This window comes from Mangrovimonas futianensis, from assembly GCF_021245805.1.
GTDB classification, from domain to species: domain Bacteria; phylum Bacteroidota; class Bacteroidia; order Flavobacteriales; family Flavobacteriaceae; genus Mangrovimonas; species Mangrovimonas futianensis.
In genome coordinates this window covers 306,522-325,744 of record NZ_JAJJNF010000002.1, presented here as the reverse complement: position 1 = coordinate 325,744, position 19,223 = coordinate 306,522, and the positions used below count along the sequence as shown (strand labels likewise).

Sequence of the window (19,223 nt, the reverse complement as noted above, 5' to 3'; positions counted from 1 at the left end):
TTATTCAAACTGCCCAAAATTAAGCAAAATATAAACTTAAGCGAGGGTTTTTGTTAAATACAGAATGATTATTTTTATAAAAAATTAAAAGCCATGTCTCATATCAATTATACCTGTCCTAAATGTTCAAACAAAACATATCAACTTGGGCAATTGAGAGCTACTGGAGGTACACTCTCCAAAATTTTTGATGTACAAAATCAAAAATATACTTCCATAACCTGCAAAAGATGTAGTTATACCGAATTTTACAAAGCCAAAACCAGTGCTTTAAGTAATATTTTTGATTTATTTACAAACTAATGGGAGTCATAACATTACAAAATATCAGGGTCTTTGCGCATCATGGATGCTTGAAGGAAGAAACCAAAATTGGTAGTGATTATCGTGTGGATTTGGAAATTGAAGCTGATTTAAAAAAATCTTCTAAAACAGATCAACTATCTGATACAGTGGATTATGTTTTTTTAAATAAGGTCGTTAGAGAAGAGATGAAAATACCATCCCACTTACTTGAAACGGTAGCCAAACGTATCTTACAGCGCATCCTTAAAGAAGATAAACTTGTTAAAAAAGCAACGGTTTGGGTCAGTAAATTAAATCCGCCTATTGGAGGTGATGTTGAAATGGTTACAATAAAAATGACCGAAAAGAAGAAAAAATAAATGGTAAATGGGGTAAAAAGGTAATTTTTGTTACATTTGCAATCCATTTTAATGGCGTCTTGGCCGAGTGGCTAGGCAGTGGTCTGCAAAACCATCTACAGCGGTTCGAATCCGCTAGACGCCTCAAGAAAGCTCCTAATAATTTATTAGGAGCTTTTTTTATTTTTTATCAGTCAAGTGGGTTGATTTGTTCGAATTTCTCTTTGATCATCTCCTTTTCTTTCGGGAAAAAACCTTGTGCCAATAAAAGAAGGCCAAATCCCATAATAACCAAAGCGACTATTTTTTTGGTTTTAAAAATAGCACGAGGATTCAATCTGTTTTTTAAAGTTTTAGCAATAGAAATCTTGACTAGATCTACTAAAAAATAGGTAGCTAAAATGGTAGCTAAAAAGACAAATAAATCCTGATTGGTTTCAGTCAATGAATTTCCTATGACAATAAAACCCAACCATCCTAAAAGCACTCCAATGTTTATAAAATTAAGTAAGAACCCTTTGAGGAATAGTTTTTTGAAGTTCTTTTTTATTTCTACCCTATGATATTCTCTCACTATTTCCCTAAAAGATTTGGAAGTTTTTATAAAGGAAATAAAGCCATAAACAGCCAATAGAACGCCTCCAAAAACAAGAAAATTAGGGTCATCCTTTATTTTATCAAGGAGTTTGGTTGTACTATAAAAGGCAACTAAAATGAATAAAACATCGGCCAGTAATACTCCAAAATCAAAAATAACCGCACTTTTAAATCCTTTGGTAGCACTGGTTTCCAACAGAACAAAAAAGACCGGACCAATGGTAAATGATAAGAGAATACCAAATGGAATGGCCGCTAAAATGTCATCTAACATAAAACCCTGAAAAACTTTCTAACAAAGTTAGAAAAAATATATGGTACCCTAAGAAGAGTTATTGAACCTTTACAGCAGTACCCGTAATAGAAACCAATAAAAAGGTACTTTGAGGAAACGTTTCTATATCTATTTTTATTCCTACAACAGCATTAGCAGACAGTTTGGAGGCATTTTCCTTTAATTTTTGAAAGGCTTCTTCCTTTGCTTCATTTATACTTTCTTCCAAGGAAGCAAAATAGGTTTCCTTTTTAAAGGTGAATGTAGTCTTTTGGGCATTTACCGATACCCCTGTAACAATACCTAAATAATCAATAATTTGATGGCCTTCAATGCTATTGGTTGTGCTTAATATCATTTATTGATCTTCTAATTTACCCAACAAAATAAAATCCAAGTGCTTTTTAACCAAATCGGTATTTTTCACTTTAACCACTACTTCATCACCCAATTGATACATGTTTTTGGTTTCCCTTCCGATGATTGCAAATTGGCTTTCATCAAATTCATAATAATCATCACTGATATCACGAATTCGAACCATACCTTCGCATTTATTTGAAATTATTTCTACATAAACACCCCAATCGGTAACCCCAGAAATTACACCTGCAAACTCTTCATCTTTATGATCCTGCATAAATTTAATTTGCATGTATTTGATGGAATCCCGTTCTGCCTGGGTTGCTAAATATTCCATACTGCTACAGTGGTTACACTTATCTTCATACACCTCTTCACTTACTGATTTACCACCATCCAAATAGTGTTGCAATAAGCGATGTGCCATCACATCTGGATACCTCCTAATAGGAGATGTAAAATGGCTGTAATATTCAAAAGCCAATCCGTAATGACCAATGTTAAACACTGAATATTCTGCCTTACTCATACTTCTTATGGTAAGTGTATCTACCAGGTTCTGTTCTTTCTTACCAACCACATCTTTTAATAAGTTATTTAAAGAGGCTGTGGTACTCTTTCTATCCTTGAAGTTAAGTTTGTACCCAAACTTACCAACTACGTTTTGTAGAGCCGCTAATTTGGAATCATCTGGTTCGTCATGGATACGATAAACAAACGTTTTTTTAGGTGATTTTTTACCTACAAACTCTGCAACCTTTTTATTGGCTAAAAGCATGAATTCCTCAATCAATTTATTGGCATCCTTACTGCTCTTAAAGAAAACACCAACTGGATTATTCTCTTCATCCAAATTGAACTTTACCTCCACTTTATCAAAAGAAATAGCTCCTTGACTCATGCGTTTACTTCGCATAATTTTAGCCAAATCATCCAATTTCAAAATGGCATCAGCAATAGATTGATCTGCTGTATAGGCTTTTCCAGTAAGAGAGACCTCTTCAGGAATGTTATTAGATTTCGTTTCTATAATAGCTTGAGCTTCTTCATAAGCAAACCGAGCATCGCTATAAGTTACAGTTCTTCCAAACCACTGGTTCTTAACTTCAGCCTTATCGTTTAATTGAAATACTGCTGAAAAAGTAAATTTTTCTTCATGTGGCCTTAGGGAACAAGCAAAATTAGATAACACTTCAGGAAGCATTGGTACTACCCTATCTACCAAATAAATACTGGTACCACGTTCATAAGCTTCTTCATCTAAAACGGTATCAGGCTGGACATAATGCGATACATCGGCAATATGAATACCAATTTCATAGAGTCCATTATCCAATACTTGAAATGAAAGCGCATCATCAAAATCCTTAGCATCTTTGGGATCAATTGTAAACGTGAGGGTTTCACGCATATCCCTTCTTTTTGCTATTTCTTCAGCTGAAATGGATGTATCAATTTTACTTGCAAACTCTTCAACCTCATGAGGAAATTCATAAGGCAACCCATATTCAGCTAAAATGGAATGGATCTCCGTCTGATGGTCTCCTGGTTTTCCTAAAACTTTTAGGATTTTCCCATAAGGAGAATCTGCTTTTTCAGGCCAATCTTCAAGAGAAACCAATACTTTATCCCCATCTTCAGCCTTATTAGTTTTATTGATAGGTACAAAAATGTCCTTATACATTTTGTTGCTATCAGGTATGACAAAGGCATAATTGCTATGTAATTGCACGACTCCAACATATTCACTTTTCTTACGCTTAATTATGTTGGTAATCTCCCCTTCTAGCTTCCCTCTTTTTCTTCTTTTGTATAGATAAAACTCAACTTCATCACCATCTAATGCTTTGTTTACATTATTAGATGCCACGTAAACATCATCCTCAAAGTCATCACAAATAATATAACCAGATCCTTTTGCAGTAATATCTAAAATTCCAGAGTAGTATTGAGTAGTAATAACAGCTTTAAACTTGCCTCTTTCTACTTCTTCAATCTCTTGCTTCGCTTTAAGTTGCGCTAGTTTCTTTATAATTTGATTCCGGCTACTGGCATCATTAACTCCAAGTTTAGCCGCAATTTGTTTATAATTGAAGGTTTTATTTCGTTCCTTTTTAAGAATACTCAAAATAGTTTGGGCCAAATTACCTATACCACCTGAGCTATTTCTTTTCCTTTTCTTTCTAGCCATAAAAAACTGATTCAAACAAATCTACTGTTTAATATATTAAGAAAAGAGCTTTCATTAAAAGTTTATCCACATTTAATATCATATTTATTTTTCTTATTTAAATTTTTTAAAAGAATAATGATAATGATTATTGCTTGTTAATAGTTAGAATAACTTTTTTAAAAAATATTTTGAAAACACATAGTTTACGTTCTATTAATAATTAATTAACAAAGGTTATTGATTTAAATAGTTCATTATTAGCTTAATTTTAAATACTATTAACAACTGTTGAGAACGCATGTTAATAGTTTCATCTTAATAAATTGTTAAAGAAATGGGTGTTGATATTAAAAATTTAGCTGCTGATAACTTAGCTAAAAATTGTAGAGTTATTTTTTTGATATCAGGATTTAAATTCTGTTTGAAAATTTAATTGACTTTTGAAAATTTTTCTTTTAGAAAGAAATTAACAGTTATTAACAAGTTATGAATACTAATAACAACAGTAACTAACAACCTATAAAATTTGTAAACAGTTTTGAAGGGGCGTTTTACCACATTTTGTACCTTTACAGCCTTAATTTATTTGCCAAAACTATGAAAATCTCTATTGGAAACGATCACGCTGGAACCGATTATAAATTTGCTGTTATTGAGCACCTTAAAAGTAAAGGTATAGAAGTTACTAACTATGGAACCGATTCCAATAGTAGTGTTGATTACCCTGATTTTATACACCCTGTTGCTAATGATGTTGAAAAGGGACAAGTTGATTTTGGTATCATTATATGTGGTAGTGGAAATGGGGCTAATATGACAGCTAATAAACATCAGGGTGTTCGCTCTGCCTTATGTTGGAATAAGGAAATTGTTCAATTAGCAAGAGAGCATAATAATGCTAATATTTTAAGTATTCCAGCAAGGTTTACGGCTTTGCCTCAGGTGTTGGAAATGGTCGATGTCTTTTTGGAAACAGCCTTTGAAGGTGGAAGACACCAAAATAGAATTGACAAAATTCCTGTTTCCTGTTAATGGGGCACCAACATTCACATAACCATATAACCAAAGATACTAAGGATAGGAATCTGATGATTTCTATTGTTCTTAATATTTTGATTACTGCAGCTCAAGTAGTGGGAGGTCTGGTTTCTGGAAGTTTATCCTTATTAAGTGATGCGCTCCATAATTTTAGTGATGTCATTTCACTTATTGTAAGTTATATAGCTTCAAAACTAAGTAAACAAAAAGCTTCGTTTAATAGAACTTTTGGTTATAAAAGAGCCGAAATTTTGGCCGCTTTTGTAAATGCATCAACCCTTATCATTGTTGCTTTTATATTAATTAAAGAAGCTATTCATAGGTTTCAAGATCCGCAAACCATAGATTCTGGTTTGGTTATTTGGCTAGCAATCTTGGCAATTGCCTTTAATGGGTTTAGTGTCTTGCTTTTAAAGAAGGATTCCAATCACAATCTCAATCTCAAATCGGCCTATCTACATTTATTAACTGATATGTTGGCTAGCGTAGCGGTTTTGGTAGGTGGTCTTTTGATGAAGTACTATGAGTTATTTTGGGTGGATAGTTTGTTAACTTTGTTAATAGCTCTTTACCTTATTTGGGTGGGATTTGATTTGCTTAAATCCTCTACTCGAATGCTTATGTTGTTTACCCCAGATTATATTGATATCAAAGAAGTGGTGCGCACTGTTAATAAGTTGCCTAAAGTAAAAAAACTACATCATGTGCATATCTGGAATTTGAGCGATCACGAACTTCATTTGGAAGCACATTTAGATTTAGAAGAAAATATGTCGATCACCGAATTTGATGAACTTCTTCACAGAATAGAGATGGAGCTGCATGAGAAATTTGATATCAATCATGTCACCATTCAACCAGAATTTGATAAAAACGACCCTAAAGAAGTCATAGTACAAGACTAATGCTAGAGATTCAAATAAAGACTTTTGATGAGTTGCAAACCAAAGAACTATATGATTTGCTTCAATTAAGAAGTGAAGTCTTTGTGGTGGAGCAGGATTGCGTATATCAAGATATTGATGGAAAGGATCAAAAAGCACTTCATGTTTTGGGTTATTATCAGAACCAATTGGTAGCTTATACCAGACTTTTTAAACCAGGTGATTATTTCGAATATTCTAGTATTGGTAGGGTAGTAGTTAAAGAATCTTTCAGACAATTTGGTTTTGGGAAAGACATTATGAAATCTTCTATTCTAGCCATCGAAGAGGTTTTTGATGAAAGAACGATAAAAATATCTGCCCAATGTTACCTTAAAAAATTCTATAATGAACTAGGGTTTATTGAGGAAGGTGATACCTACTTGGAAGATGGTATTCCTCATATGGCAATGTATAGAAAGCTTGAAGCTTAATACATTATTGAATTCTCTCAAAACTACTCCAAGGCTCTCTTAATTGCTGTAAATAGCGTCTATAAAAATCAGATTTACGATTTCTTTTTTGGGTTATACATAACAATGATTTGAATAACTATGGCGAGAAATACCAATAAATAAATTTCAATATGAGTAAATAATTCAACGGTATCAACAGCTTGTTTACTAATGGACATTTGTTTACTGCCTTCGTTAAGTTGAATTTTTGATAGGTCGGTTAGATTGTGTTTTAAAACTGAAATATCATTTAGAATTTTCGAATGGTTAGAGGTATTGGAATCTTTCAACTGACTTTCAGAATCCATCAATGATTCCATATTATTTTTTAGCTCTTTGAAAACTTTTGACTCTTCTGTGGTCAGTTTTGTTTGCTCAAATCGATTTACTAAAGATTGTAAATCAGCATTTACTTTAGAATTCTGAGATACAAAAAAGCTAGAATCAGAGGCTACTACAGCCAATTCCTTTTCTTGTACTAATTTGAGCATGTCAAAAATTAAATCACTGGCAATTAACCTATCTTCATAAATAGTAACAACCGAATCACGAACTCTTACAAAATTGTTCTTATCTATTAAGTTTGTGGTAATTATAAGAACAAAGACCATTAATATTCCTAGGATCCATTTTAGCTTATTGAAGAGCGTCATAAATAATTGTTTTAAAGTAGTTTGTGTGTTACACAAAAATATAAAAACCTTATAAAGAATAGCTATAAATCGAAGTAAGCGGAGATTTTCCTATTATTTACTTATTAGAGAAGTGTTTTTTGCCTCTTGTTTCTTAATTTAGATTGTTAGGCTGGCTAAATGCTGTTAATTGTTGGTTTATGTATGTGTAAAGCACAATACCTTATATTCCTAATTTTGTCATGTTCTTTTTGGAGCTGTAAACAAGATAAAATTTTGTCTCAAACTGAATTTGAGCAAGCTGTTTTTTATGAAATAGCGCCATCAATTATAGATTCTATCTTTTATGATAGAAGAATTCTTCCACCACCTCCACCGTCACCTGATTTTTTCGAAAAAGAGGAATATAAAAAGGATATTGATGACTATAAGAATAGCGATATGTATAAGGTTAAAATGAGAAAATGGGAACGAATGAAAGATTCTGTAGAAAGGGATGAATCGCTAATCTTCTTAATTGTCTCAGATTCAATTGACACAAAATATGGATCAAATTACAGAATTGATGTGAATAAATTAAAATCAAAAAATAAGAAAATTAGGTTTAAATATCGTTCAGAATTTTCCGGTGAAAATGAGTTATGGAGACCCAATGATGATTACTTCATAGCCGCCGAAATGGATTTTAGTAGCATATCATTTAATAAAACAAAAAACAATGGTGTTTTGAATGTAGGTTATTCCATGGGGACTCTTAATGGAGTTGGTTTTAGAATCTATATAAAGAAAAATGAAAATGAAAACTGGACCATTGATAAAATTGTAAGTACTTGGATTTCTTGATAATCTTAGACCTTAAAAATGAAATTTAAGTCATGAAAATTAAAATTTTAACAATATTATTTTTTGCCTTTTATATGTTTGGATTTGCTCAAAGAGACAGATCCAATTGTCCCAATTTTATAGGAGAGAATTTAAATGGAATTGAGAAACATCCAGATTGGAAAATTTTAGCGCAATCAACAGGAGACTTAAATAAGGATGGTTTAGATGATGTAGCTATCATTCTAGAATCAAAAGATAGTATGCAGGTTAAAGAATGTTCTAATTGTAAATTAATTAAAAGCAAACCTAGAGTTATTCTGGTCTTATTCAATCAAGACAGTAAACAAACGGTTGTCATTCAAAATAATGAGTTCATAGCGAGAGGGGATGAGGGTGGCATGGTTAATTATCTTGAACCTGAATTATCAATCAAAAATGGATGGCTGAATATTTTTTATCAATATACACGATCACATCAGTCTTATACCTTTGAATTTAGAAATAACCAAATGGAACTTATTTTAGCTGAATCGGTTGGTGTACATTCAGCTAGTGGTGATTTTGAAAGTGATAAGTTTGACTTTATAAAAGGAATATTAACCTCGGAAACTGGAAATATATCCCAAGAGAAGAGTAAGAAAGAAATCTTCAGATTGGATATCCAACCTAAATCACTTAACGAATTTGGAGAAATGTATGAATGGGAAGTATTTGAAAATAAATACTTGTAAAGTATTGTTGTTTAATCTTTTAACTAACTTTATACTGGCCTGATAAAAGGGATCATTTACTAAAAACATAAATCATGAAAAAGTTGCAATACTCTTTAGATATTAATGCCCCAGCAGAGAAAGTGTATAACACCATGCTTGGTCTAAATAACATCGAAACTTATAACCTCTGGACAGCTGAATTTAATCCCACTTCCACTTATGAGGGAAGTTGGGATAAGGGATCTAAAATTCTCTTTGTTGGGACCGATGAGAATGGCAAAAAAGGAGGCATGGTCTCAGAAATTGCAGACAATATCCCACACAAATTTATTTCCATTCGTCATTACGGAATTTTGGATGGCGACAAAGAAATCACTGAAGGCCCAGACGTTGAGAAATGGGCGGGCGGATTGGAAAATTATTCCTTTCAAGAGGAAAATGGAGTGACAACAGTAACGGTTGAATGTGATATGACTGAAGATTTTCAGGACTATTTTAATACCACTTGGCCAAAGGCTTTAAAAAAACTCAAAGAACTTTCGGAAAACTAGATTTTTTGTAGGTTCTAATGAATCGAGAATATATTATTTAACCTCGGAATTCAAAAAGGGATATCCTTTTTATAATAGGATGGAGCATAAAGATCCTACAAGTAAATGCTTGATAATAAAACTTCGGTATAAAGCTTTGGATTGATCTAATTTTGAAGACTTAAAGGCGAAATAAACAAGAAATGCAAAGTTAAGAATGGTAATAATACTTAAGATGGTTCTGTTGTGATAAAATAGAAACAGGGCACAGACCAAAATACATAAACAAATAACCACATACGATTGTAAAACCAACCTATCAATAGATTGGTCCAGTGCTTTGTTTGCAAAAAACATGGTACTTAAACCATAAAGAATCAACATGGCTTGTTCGTTCAAAGTACCTTTAGTATATAGAAAAGTAAGAAATATGGTAAGTAGAATGACCAATATTTCGGTCAAGTAGTGATTTAAAAATTTATTCATTGAGAAAATTAATTGTTGTCGCCAACATAGGTAATTAAAATTTCGACTCTTCTGTCAAATTTAGCTTCGCCACCAAGTGGAAATTTGCGACGAAGTCCCACATATTTCATACGTTTTTTATCAACACCACTTTTGGCTAGATAATCATAAATATACTTGGCACGAGCTAGGGATAAATTGCGTTTTTTTGTTTTTCTATCTACCGCATCCCTACTGTATTTGGTACAGCAAACATGGCCTTGAATGGTAAAGTAAATATCATCACGTTCTATTAAAACCTTAGCGATATCATCCAGTACGGGCTTGGATTCTGGTAACAGTGTCGTATAACCTGTTTTAAACAAAATATTGTTTAAAGTTACTTTATCGCCAGTTTTTAAATCACCATTGATAATTTCCCGAAATTCTTGAGCCTCTTCCGGTGTCGTTTTCTTTTCTTTTCGAGGAGGATCATAGGGATGCACGATAATTTCAACCTTTCGGTTCAAACCACGGATTTTCTCAACATTTTCTTCTTGAACAACTTTAAGTAGAATTTCACCTTTACCATCAACGTTGCTTATTTTGGAATCGTCCAATTCGTTGTTTGAAAATATGGTTTTAATGGAATTGGCACGTTTCTGAGACAGATCCAGATTGTAGTTGGTGCTTCCACGATCATCACAAAAACCATAAATAGAAACACGCTCTATATCTACGGTGTCTAAAGTTGAAATAAAAAGTAATAACCTGCTTCTTTCAGTTTCAGGAACATCAAATTGATCAGTTTCAAAATAGACCACATGGTTAAATTCCTTTTGGGCTAAGGCATTGAAACTACAAACAAAAATCCATATAAAGAGTAGGTTTTTCATTGTATGCTACGGATAATAGCAATTAAATATAGTAAATTATTAAAAATTAACCCTTCTTCAATCTCAAATAATCATAATACGTCTCCAAATTTGAAAGAATCTCAGTTGATTTCTTTATTTCGGGATTATGATTTTTATAATAATCATACAAACCTTCTCTGTAAACGTAGCGTTTTACTATTTCGTCGGTTAATAGAGATAGTATTTGATCCTTATTTTGATTGATAGCAAGCTCCTTAGAGCTATTTAAGGTTTTCAACAATTGGTTGTATTCATTTTTGATATTATCCTCTAAATCTTCTTTTATGGCTTTTTTATGAACTTCACTTAGTGCTTTTTCTGTTTCTGTTACAAAGGAAAAGTCATTTGATTTAAGATATTTTTTGAAATCCTCAAAATCAGAGTCGCCTAATTTAAATTGACCGATGTTTTCTAGATTGGGATGTTTGTAATAATAGTTGGTTGCATAATCAAAAATCAGGAAATCATTTAAAATGGCATCTGTGACCGCAGAATTCTTACTAATTTCCATAGCTTCATCTGGTTGTACACCACCTCCATCATATACCTTTCTACCTCCTTTGGTTTTAAATTCGTTGTAGTTCTTTTTGTCAATTCTTACTGCATTTCCTTGTTCGTCCCTATGCCAATAATCTAACGCTTGAATACAGCGACCAGAAGGCGTGTAATAGCGTGAAATGGTTATTTTTAATTGGGTACCATAAGTTAAAGGTTTGGGACGTTGCACCAATCCTTTTCCAAAACTTCTAGAACCTACAATAACGGCGCGATCCAAATCCTGAAGGGAACCAGATACAATTTCACTCGCCGAGGCACTACTGCCGTTGATTAAAACAACCAATGGGATTTCTGTATCAACTGGATCTTTAGAAGTGTAATAGGTTCTATTGAATTTTTCCACTTTGGATTTGGTCGTTACTACCAATTGACCTTTTGGCACAAATAAGTTCACAATGTTAACTGCTTCATGCAAAAGCCCTCCTGGATTTCCTCTTAAATCCAAAATTATTTTTTTGGCTCCTTGAGCCTTTAAATCCCTAAGTGCATAAGAGGTTTGTGCAGAAGCTTTTGTATTAAAAGCATTCAAAACAATATAGCCTGTTTTATCATTGATCATAGAAAAATAGGGCACCGCATCAATTTCAATTTCAGAATGTTTGATTTCGGTGGTGTATTGTTTTCCTTGTCTTACATAGGTCACATTGGCCGAACTATTAGCTGCCCCTTTTAAAAGCTCCCCAGCATCGTCCTTAAAGTCAGCTACAACGGTGTTGTTTACCTTGATAATTTCATCTCCTGCCTTTAGACCTGCTTTATCGGCAGGATATCCTTGGTAGGGTTCCACAATCAAAAGTTTATCTTTCAAAACCCTTACTTTGGCACCAATTCCTGTGTAATCTCCAGTGCGCCTTATCTTTTCAGCTTCTACATCCTGTTCATTATAGAATTGGGTGTAGGGGTCCAAATCTTCCAACATGCTTTTAATAGCTTTGTCCATCAAATCGGCTGGATTGGTCTCATCTACATAACTCATGTTTATTTCCTTAAACAAGGTGGTGAAGATTTCCAATTGTTTAGCTACTTCAAAGAAGTCATTTTTAAAGGAGGAGGCAGTAACCAAAATAGCTAATGCCAGTATGGGGATTATGATACGGGTCTTTAATAATCGTTTCATAGCAGGACTAATCTTTATGGATGTGTTTTAAAAATTTGGAAAACAACTTTTTAGAAAGGTCATTTATTTCATGAAAAGTTAGTTTGTCTTTCCCAATGTACAAAATCATAAACGCATATTGCTCGTCAATGTTGTTAAATATATCCCATTTATTTAATCGATAAGCTTCCCTTAACAAGCGTTTTATGTGGTTTCTGTCTACGGCTTTTTTAAATCTTTTTTTGGATACAGAAACACCTACTTTACAAGGAATGTTATCTTCAAAATGGGTTTTTATGTAAACCATCCGAAGGGGATAGGCAGAAACACTTTTTCCTTCAGAAAAAAGGGCTTCAATCAATTTTTTGCTTTTTAGTTTTTCAGCCTTGGGATAGGTATGATTCATGAGGCAAAGGTAGGCATGTCTGATTTATAAATAAGATAAAAGAGTTTAAAGGTCTTTGGTACTTATTATTTTTACTTGATGCTGTTTTAAATCCTTAAGAGCAAAATCTAAAGTTTCTTGAGCAATAGCCTTGGTAGCATCGCTTATAAAATAGGTTTCAAACCCTTCACTCTGTGCATCTTTGGCGGTGTAGTAAACACAATAGTCTGCCGCTAATCCACAAACATAAACCTGTTTGATGCCTTTTGATTTTAAATAGGCTGAAAGTCCTGTATGATGGCGTCTACCATTATCAAAAAAACCGCTGTAACTGTCTGTTTTTGGATCCATACCTTTTCTGAAAATAGCAGAAACAGCATTCATATCAAGAGTTTCTGAAAACTGCGATCCTTTACTTCCTTGAATACAGTGGTCTGGCCATAATACTTGTTTAATTCCAAAAAGATCAATCATATCAAACGGTTTTAAACCATCATGATTGGAGGCAAAACTCAAGTGGTTTGAAGGATGCCAATCTTGAGTGGCTACCACCAGGTCAAATTGGTTTTGCAATTGATTTACAGTGGGAACGATGGTGTCTCCTTCTGGAACGGCCAAAGAACCACCAGGTAAAAAATCATTCTGTATGTCAACAAGTATTAACGCTTTCATTTCTTTTGATTCTTTAGGTCATCTCTTAGTACTTCTACGGCTCTACTTATACCCACTTTATAAACATGCGGATTATCAAAACGTTTGTGTTCACGAGGAAGTAACTGTAAGTTTTGTTTAGCCATTTCTGCGATTTCCTGAGTGCTTTTTTTGGCTATGGATCTATTACCTTGATTCATAACTTCGCGCAACATGGGTTTCCCTTGTTCTGATGCAATAGCCATAGCTTTATGGGGTTCAAATGGATGTACCATTTCATTGGGTGTTTGTTCTGTTTCCATGGCAATAGCATCTCCCATATAAAGCCCATTAGGATTCAAATAACGATATACCTGCTTTGATCCAGGAAGATTCATTTTTTTAAGGTTTTCTGAAATTTTGATTCGTGGAATCCCATCAAAACTACACAGTTTATAAACCCCGTCAAGTGCACCGTTAGAGCGACCAACTACCAAATTTGTTCCCACGCCATAAATGTCTATAGCGGCTTCCTGTTCCTTCAAACTTCTTATCACATGCTCGTCCAATTGGTTTGAGGCTGCGATTTTCACCTCAGGAAAACCTGCAGAATCCAGCATGTTTCTGCAAGTTCGCGATAGGTACGCCAAATCACCACTATCCAATCTTATGGCAGCCAATTGATGTCCTTTTGATTTTAAATGTTTAGCTACTTCAATTGCATGAGGCATGCCACTTTTTAAGGTATTGTAAGTATCTACTAATAAGGTGCAATTATCAGGAAAGGTCTCGGCATAGGCCATAAAGGCTGTTAATTCGTCATCGTAAGACTGTATAAACGCGTGGGACATGGTACCAGAAATGGGAATTTCAAATTCCTTTCCTGCCAATACATTAGAGGTACTATCAAACCCGCCAATATAGGCAGCTCTTGAAGCCAATAATCCAGCATAACCTTGGGAACGGCGCAAGCCAAACTCTGAAAGGATGGCTTGTTTTCCTGCCACATAACGAACCCGACTCGCCTTGGTAGCAATCAGCGATTGAAAGTTAAGAATATTGAGCAAATATGTTTCAATAATTTGGCACTCTACCACAGAGGCCGTAACCGATAGAATAGGGGCAAAGGGAAAAACCACTTGGCCTTCTTCCATGCTTTTTATATGTCCTCTAAAGGAGAACCCACCCAAGTATTCCAAAAAGTCTTCTCTAAAACCTTGATCCTTGAGGTAGGCCAGATCATCTTTGGAAAAAGACACTTCCTCAAGCCAATCTAAAACTTGCTCCAAACCGCAGAATAGAACATAACCACTTTCAAATGGGTTTTTTCTAAAGAAATAATCAAAAGTGGCCACGGTGTTATGCTTTCCATGGAGAAAGTAAGATTGCGCCATGGTAAGCTGATATAAATCGGTATAAAGACCAGAGGATAAATTCATAGAGGTATGTTAGGTGAATCTTTAAAAAATAAGGAATATGTTATTAGCATAAAGATACATATATTGATGGATTTTTAGAATTAATATGTGATTCCAAGATTAAAATTTGTAGTATATTCTAAATTATTTAAAAAACTTATTTTTTGAATAAGGTCATTTAAAAATCAAATTTTAAAGGCTTTTTAAGGAGGTGTATAAGCATATGAAATTGGTAAGGTCAATTATAAAATTAACATATAGTTCATTTGTTTTAATTTTATTTTCTTGTTCTGAAGAAAATAAAGATTATCAAACAGACTTAATTAATTGTATAAATGAAAAAGTAGAGAAGAAATTAAACTCACAAATTAATTTTTTCAAAGAATCCAATGAAATTTTTTCTGAAATAGATCTAAATATTTTTGATAGTATTTCAAAATTTGAAAATTCACTTATTGACTCTAAAATTCTACCTAATAAATCTCAAAATGGGTATAAAATTTTATTAAAAGAGCTTAATAATAAAGAGGAATTTAAAGCAAGAATTAAGAATCAAAAAATTGACGATCATTTTATTAGATTCCTAAATTCAGATGACCTTATTACATTAATTATTTATGATAGTTGTCCGATGGAAATTTTATTGAAAAATGCTGACAATAAGGAGATTGTTGAATTAAAGCTGAAGTTTGAAAAGGTAATAGCTAAGGCTTTTACTAGTAAGACAATCCTTGATGAATTAATTGATCTTGAGTTTTTTACGGATGATTACGTTAGGTTAAGCACTTGCTATTTAATTTACATTAATTCATACAGAGGTGAGGAACCTGAAATTGTCGATGATAAAGAGTTGATATAAAGATTAAATTGTATTTCTAGGTTAGGTTTGAAAAAACACCCAAATCAGAAAAAAACCCACATCAAACGATGTGGGTTTTTAAAATTTGATCTCAAGAGAGTTACTTTTCATTGTTTTCCGGATTCACATCTGCCATCCTTCCTTTAGGGTCTATGGCAACAGACTGAACCTCTTTTTTAGCAGTAAAGGTATATGTAGGGTAGGCCCAAGCCCAATCTGACATAATAGTTGCGTCTGTTGGTTTTTCACCGCGCATAATGCGTAAAGGAATGTATATATCTTCGGTTGAACCATCGGTGTAGGTTACTGTAAGATCCATAGGCATAGGCATTAACCCAATACGCTCCAAAGTAACTTCTTTGCCAGCAATTTCTTTTACTCCATAATCAATGGTGTTGGTTGTTTGTCCAAAATCAACCAAATACCAATCCAGTTCTAAACCTGATACTTTCTCTGCCACACGAATAAAATCCATAGGTTTTGGATGCTTGAATGACCAATCATCGAAATACTGTTTAATGGTTTTGTTGAGGTTTTCTTCACCCATAACATAACCCAATTGGGCTAAAAAGACCTCACCTTTAACATAAGCGGCCAAACTATAAATTTGGTTGAAAGCATAACGGTCTGCATGGGTGGTAAGAGGTTGCTCTCTTCCAGAGGCTGCCAAATATACGTAGTATTTATAGGCATTGGAAAAAGGATTTTCCTTGCCTTCATCCATCACTTCATTCATGGCGACATCACTGATATAGCTGGTAAAACCTTCATCCATCCATTCGTGACGTACTTCATTGGTAGCCAACAAAAACTGAAACCAAGTATGAGCCATTTCGTGAGCAGTGGTACCAATAAGACCACCTAATTTACTGCCTCCAGTTATTAAAGTACACATAGCATACTCCATACCACCATCACCACCTTGAATCACAGAGTATTGTTTGTATGGGTATTTCCCCACATGATTGCTATAAAAAGTGATAAGATCAGCTGCTTTGGGCTGAAGTTTTTTCCAGTTTTCTTGAATGGAATCTGCTCCTTTGTAGAAGAAATGGAGCATAGGGCCATTTTCTACTTGAAGTTTATCATGAACATATTCAGGGTCTGCCGCCCAAGTAAAGTCATGTACATTTGGCGCTACAAAATGCCAAGTCAAGGTTTTCCTTTTTACTTTTTTAGCTTTTCCAGATTGGTAACCATGACCAACTTCTTCTGGATTCTGAAGATATCCTGTTCCGCCAACAACATAATCTTTGTCAATCGTCAAGGATATATCAAAGTCACCCCAAACACCGTAAAATTCACGTCCAATGTAAGGGTCTGCGTGCCATCCTTCATCATCATATTCTGCCATTTTAGGATACCATTGGGTCATGGAAAGAGCAACGCCATCTTTGTTGTTTCTTCCAGAACGACGAATTTGTACAGGAACTTGTGCATTGAAAACCATATCAAAGGTTACTTTTTCCCCAGGTTGGATAGGCTTTGCTAAATCAACCTCCAAAACAGTTCCAACTACATTGTAGGTAAGGTCTGTGCCATTTTGTTTTAAAGAAGATACTTTTATAAAACCGATTTCGTCTTCCTTTAATTTGCTAATGCGATCTCCAACTCTAGAATCTGGATCAGCAATAGTGCGTGAACGTACATCCATTTCACTTCCGGGTTGGAAGGCATTAAAATAAAGATGATAGAATACTTTATTCAACACATCTGGAGAATTATTGGTGTACACCAAGGTTTGTGTACCATCGTATTGATAGTTGTCCACATGCATATCGATATTCATTTTGTAATCCACGTGTTGTTGCCAATAACCAGCCTTAGGCTGTTCGACAGGTGGGTCTATTTTTGCAAATGAACTTAGAGAAAAACTAAGCAAGATGAGAAAAAGTGTCTGTTTCATAAAAAATATCAAATGTTAAAAAATAATCGGGAAGCAATTTATAGGTTTTTTGTAAAATGCCACTTCTATAAAAAGTTAATTTATTTAAAATTCAATGTCCCTCAGACTTTATTAGAGGCATCCACGAGATAAAGTATGAAGGAATATGAATGCTATTTTTGATTCAAGATAAAAAAAGCCCATCCAAACGGATGGGCTTTTAGTATAGGTTAAAATAAGATTATTTTATCTTAGAAGCTACGATTAAAGCGTTGTAGGCATTAGCCATTTTTTCGCTTTTTGATAGATCTCCAAAAGGTCTAACATCATTAGCATCACCTCCTACAACAACTTTAGTGTTGATAGGTAAACCAGAGCTCAAGATGACATCTTTAACTTGTGCTGCGGTCAAATTAGGGAAATAAGAACGAACCAAAGCAACAACTCCTGCTACAGCTGGAGCTGCCATTGAAGTTCCTCCTTTTGTATCATATTGATCTTTAAATGGTACTGTTGAATACACACTTGCTCCTGGTGCAAAAACATCCACATTGATTTTTCCGTAATTAGAAAAACCTGCAACCATATTAGATCCATATTTAGGAGCCAAAGCACCAACTGTAATGAAAGTGTTTGAAACTTCTGGACCGTTATCGACTTGATCGTTTGGATAACATGCTTTTTTGTCTAAGTCAATACCTTCATTACCTGCAGCATTTACAAAAACCACATCGTGTTCTCCTGCATATGCAATAGCATCTCTCACCCAATCACTGTGGGTTGCGTAGTATTTTCCAAAACTTCCGTTAATTACTTTAGCACCATTATCAACTGCATATCTGATAGCCAAAGCGATATCCTTGTCATACTCATCTCCGTTAGGAACCGCTCTGATGCTCATAATTTTCACATTGTTTGCAACACCGTTAGCTCCTAAACCATTGTTACGTTCTGCAGCAATGATACCAGCTACGTGAGTTCCGTGGCTTTCACCTTCTTCACTAGGAGTTACATTTCCGTTTCCATACCCTACATCAGTCAGGTCATCAACGTTATCTCCTGTTTTTCTACCATTGAAATCCTTGTTAAGGTTGTAATCCAATTTATCAGAGAAGTAATCCAAACCTCCTTGCAATTCTTCTAATGCTGCCTCAGCAGAATCCAAACCATTGCTGTACATGTATTTCATCATGCTTACATAGCGGTTTAATTCTTCATCGGTAGAAGTAATGCCATTTACATCTTCTGGTGTGTAATCTTTTTTACCCAAATGAGCTGCAATGGCTTTGTCTGCTGCTTCTACTTGTTTGAATATTTGTTCGTATTGTGTTTTTTGAGCAACAGTTTTTTGATATTCTTTTTCATATTCTTCTTTGGCTCTTTCAAAATCTGGGTGAGACGTATCTCCTTTAGCCAAGATTCTTACATATTCCAATTGCTCATCGTAACCATCACCTAGGAAATTCCATCCGTGTACATCATCAACATATCCGTTTTTATCATCATCGATACCGTTTCCAGGAATTTCTTTTTCATTGGTCCAAACCACACCATCCAAATCTTCGTGGTTGATATCAATACCACTGTCTATAACAGCAACAATTACGGTTTGTCCTTTATTATCCTTAATAATTTCTGAATATGCTTTATCCACACTCATACCAGGAATGGTGTCTTTCACCAAATCCAAATGGCCCCAATTGTGTTTTTCACTTTCGGTAAGTTCTGAGACTTTTAGAGGGGTTGTGTCAACGTTTTCAATTGGTGTAGAAACAATATCAATACCAGAACCGCAACTAGAAAGAATTGCGGCAGCAACTGCTGAAAACAATACAGGTTTTAATACTCTCATTTTTTTGAATAA

General features: G+C 34.2%; 21 protein-coding genes and 1 tRNA gene. 10 read left to right on the top strand and 12 right to left on the bottom strand.

Annotation, left to right across the window (positions count from 1 at the left end; all coding sequences use genetic code 11):
• Window positions 1-93: 93 nt before the first annotated feature.
• The 3 genes from LOK78_RS04225 to LOK78_RS04215 all read left to right on the top strand — a co-directional run bounded on the left by LOK78_RS04225 (window position 94) and on the right by LOK78_RS04215 (window position 789).
• Window positions 94-303: a zinc ribbon domain-containing protein gene (locus tag LOK78_RS04225; protein WP_166956835.1), complete on the top strand. Its 210-nt coding sequence runs from the start codon at window positions 94-96 to the stop codon at window positions 301-303.
• Entirely contained in the window at window positions 303-665 is a 363-nt protein-coding gene (gene folB / locus LOK78_RS04220; RefSeq protein WP_053970799.1) for a dihydroneopterin aldolase, read from the top strand. The genes LOK78_RS04225 and folB overlap by 1 nt, the downstream gene beginning before the upstream one ends.
• 53 nt (window positions 666-718) lie before the next feature.
• A tRNA-Cys gene (locus LOK78_RS04215) sits at window positions 719-789 on the top strand.
• Window positions 790-834: 45 nt separating this feature from the next.
• On the opposite strand, the gene LOK78_RS04210 is transcribed toward LOK78_RS04215, so the two are convergent.
• The 3 genes from LOK78_RS04210 to rnr are packed head-to-tail and all read right to left on the bottom strand — an operon-like array spanning window position 835 to window position 4,069.
• Entirely contained in the window at window positions 835-1,515 is a 681-nt protein-coding gene (locus LOK78_RS04210) for a LysE family translocator (RefSeq protein ID WP_053970800.1), read from the bottom strand.
• Window positions 1,516-1,573: 58 nt separating this feature from the next.
• The gene (locus LOK78_RS04205; RefSeq protein ID WP_166956839.1) at window positions 1,574-1,873 is read right to left on the bottom strand and encodes a heavy metal-binding domain-containing protein; all 300 of its coding nucleotides are present in this window, start codon (window positions 1,871-1,873) and stop codon (window positions 1,574-1,576) included.
• A complete protein-coding gene (gene rnr, locus LOK78_RS04200) occupies window positions 1,874-4,069 on the bottom strand; it encodes a ribonuclease R (RefSeq protein WP_232633879.1) in 2,196 nt (731 codons plus the stop codon).
• Window positions 4,070-4,648: 579 nt separating this feature from the next.
• Between rnr and rpiB the strand changes: the two genes are divergently transcribed.
• Genes rpiB through LOK78_RS04185 form a run of 3 tightly spaced genes read left to right on the top strand, consistent with a single transcriptional unit; the run spans window position 4,649 to window position 6,446 of the window.
• Entirely contained in the window at window positions 4,649-5,083 is a 435-nt protein-coding gene (gene rpiB, locus LOK78_RS04195) for a ribose 5-phosphate isomerase B (RefSeq protein ID WP_053970803.1), read from the top strand.
• A complete protein-coding gene (locus tag LOK78_RS04190) occupies window positions 5,083-5,994 on the top strand; it encodes a cation diffusion facilitator family transporter (protein WP_232633877.1) in 912 nt (303 codons plus the stop codon). The genes rpiB and LOK78_RS04190 overlap by 1 nt, the downstream gene beginning before the upstream one ends.
• A complete protein-coding gene (locus LOK78_RS04185) occupies window positions 5,994-6,446 on the top strand; it encodes a GNAT family N-acetyltransferase (RefSeq protein ID WP_232633871.1) in 453 nt (150 codons plus the stop codon). Before LOK78_RS04190 ends, LOK78_RS04185 begins: the two co-directional genes overlap by 1 nt.
• Window positions 6,447-6,520: 74 nt before the next feature.
• On the opposite strand, the gene LOK78_RS04180 is transcribed toward LOK78_RS04185, so the two are convergent.
• The gene (locus LOK78_RS04180; protein WP_232633869.1) at window positions 6,521-7,120 is read right to left on the bottom strand and encodes an MCP four helix bundle domain-containing protein; all 600 of its coding nucleotides are present in this window, start codon (window positions 7,118-7,120) and stop codon (window positions 6,521-6,523) included.
• A gap of 255 nt (window positions 7,121-7,375) precedes the next feature.
• Between LOK78_RS04180 and LOK78_RS04175 the strand changes: the two genes are divergently transcribed.
• The 3 genes from LOK78_RS04175 (at window position 7,376) to LOK78_RS04165 (ending at window position 9,188) form a co-directional block, all read left to right on the top strand.
• Window positions 7,376-7,942, top strand: a complete 567-nt coding sequence (locus tag LOK78_RS04175) for a hypothetical protein (RefSeq protein WP_232633867.1) — start codon at window positions 7,376-7,378, stop codon at window positions 7,940-7,942.
• A gap of 32 nt (window positions 7,943-7,974) precedes the next feature.
• Complete coding sequence (locus LOK78_RS04170; RefSeq protein WP_232633865.1) at window positions 7,975-8,655, top strand: hypothetical protein; 681 nt, start codon at window positions 7,975-7,977, stop codon at window positions 8,653-8,655.
• A gap of 74 nt (window positions 8,656-8,729) precedes the next feature.
• Window positions 8,730-9,188, top strand: coding sequence for an SRPBCC domain-containing protein (locus tag LOK78_RS04165; protein WP_232633863.1), 459 nt, complete (start codon window positions 8,730-8,732; stop codon window positions 9,186-9,188).
• 69 nt (window positions 9,189-9,257) lie between these two features.
• On the opposite strand, the gene LOK78_RS04160 is transcribed toward LOK78_RS04165, so the two are convergent.
• The 6 genes from LOK78_RS04160 to LOK78_RS04135 are packed head-to-tail and all read right to left on the bottom strand — an operon-like array spanning window position 9,258 to window position 14,636.
• Window positions 9,258-9,653, bottom strand: coding sequence for a hypothetical protein (locus LOK78_RS04160; RefSeq protein WP_053970808.1), 396 nt, complete (start codon window positions 9,651-9,653; stop codon window positions 9,258-9,260).
• Between the two features lie 8 nt (window positions 9,654-9,661).
• Window positions 9,662-10,507, bottom strand: a complete 846-nt coding sequence (locus tag LOK78_RS04155; protein WP_053970809.1) for an OmpA family protein — start codon at window positions 10,505-10,507, stop codon at window positions 9,662-9,664.
• Window positions 10,508-10,553: 46 nt separating this feature from the next.
• On the bottom strand, window positions 10,554-12,203 hold the full coding sequence (locus LOK78_RS04150) for a S41 family peptidase (protein ID WP_232633862.1): 1,650 nt from the start codon (window positions 12,201-12,203) through the stop codon (window positions 10,554-10,556).
• 7 nt (window positions 12,204-12,210) lie between these two features.
• The gene (rnpA, locus tag LOK78_RS04145) at window positions 12,211-12,588 is read right to left on the bottom strand and encodes a ribonuclease P protein component (protein ID WP_232633860.1); all 378 of its coding nucleotides are present in this window, start codon (window positions 12,586-12,588) and stop codon (window positions 12,211-12,213) included.
• Between the two features lie 45 nt (window positions 12,589-12,633).
• Window positions 12,634-13,239 (bottom strand): bifunctional nicotinamidase/pyrazinamidase, encoded by a 606-nt coding sequence (gene pncA / locus LOK78_RS04140; protein WP_232393682.1) that lies wholly within the window; start codon window positions 13,237-13,239, stop codon window positions 12,634-12,636.
• Window positions 13,236-14,636: a nicotinate phosphoribosyltransferase gene (locus LOK78_RS04135; RefSeq protein ID WP_232633859.1), complete on the bottom strand. Its 1,401-nt coding sequence runs from the start codon at window positions 14,634-14,636 to the stop codon at window positions 13,236-13,238. The genes pncA and LOK78_RS04135 overlap by 4 nt, the downstream gene beginning before the upstream one ends.
• A gap of 202 nt (window positions 14,637-14,838) precedes the next feature.
• On the opposite strand from LOK78_RS04135, the gene LOK78_RS04130 reads away from it, so the two are divergent.
• Window positions 14,839-15,474, top strand: coding sequence for a hypothetical protein (locus tag LOK78_RS04130; protein WP_232633857.1), 636 nt, complete (start codon window positions 14,839-14,841; stop codon window positions 15,472-15,474).
• 100 nt (window positions 15,475-15,574) lie between these two features.
• Here LOK78_RS04130 and LOK78_RS04125 read toward each other — a convergent pair whose 3' ends face one another.
• Window positions 15,575-17,380 (bottom strand): M1 family metallopeptidase, encoded by a 1,806-nt coding sequence (locus LOK78_RS04125; RefSeq protein ID WP_232633856.1) that lies wholly within the window; start codon window positions 17,378-17,380, stop codon window positions 15,575-15,577.
• 220 nt (window positions 17,381-17,600) lie between these two features.
• Window positions 17,601-19,211: a S8 family peptidase gene (locus LOK78_RS04120; RefSeq protein ID WP_232633855.1), complete on the bottom strand. Its 1,611-nt coding sequence runs from the start codon at window positions 19,209-19,211 to the stop codon at window positions 17,601-17,603.
• Between the last annotated feature and the right edge of the window lie 12 nt (window positions 19,212-19,223).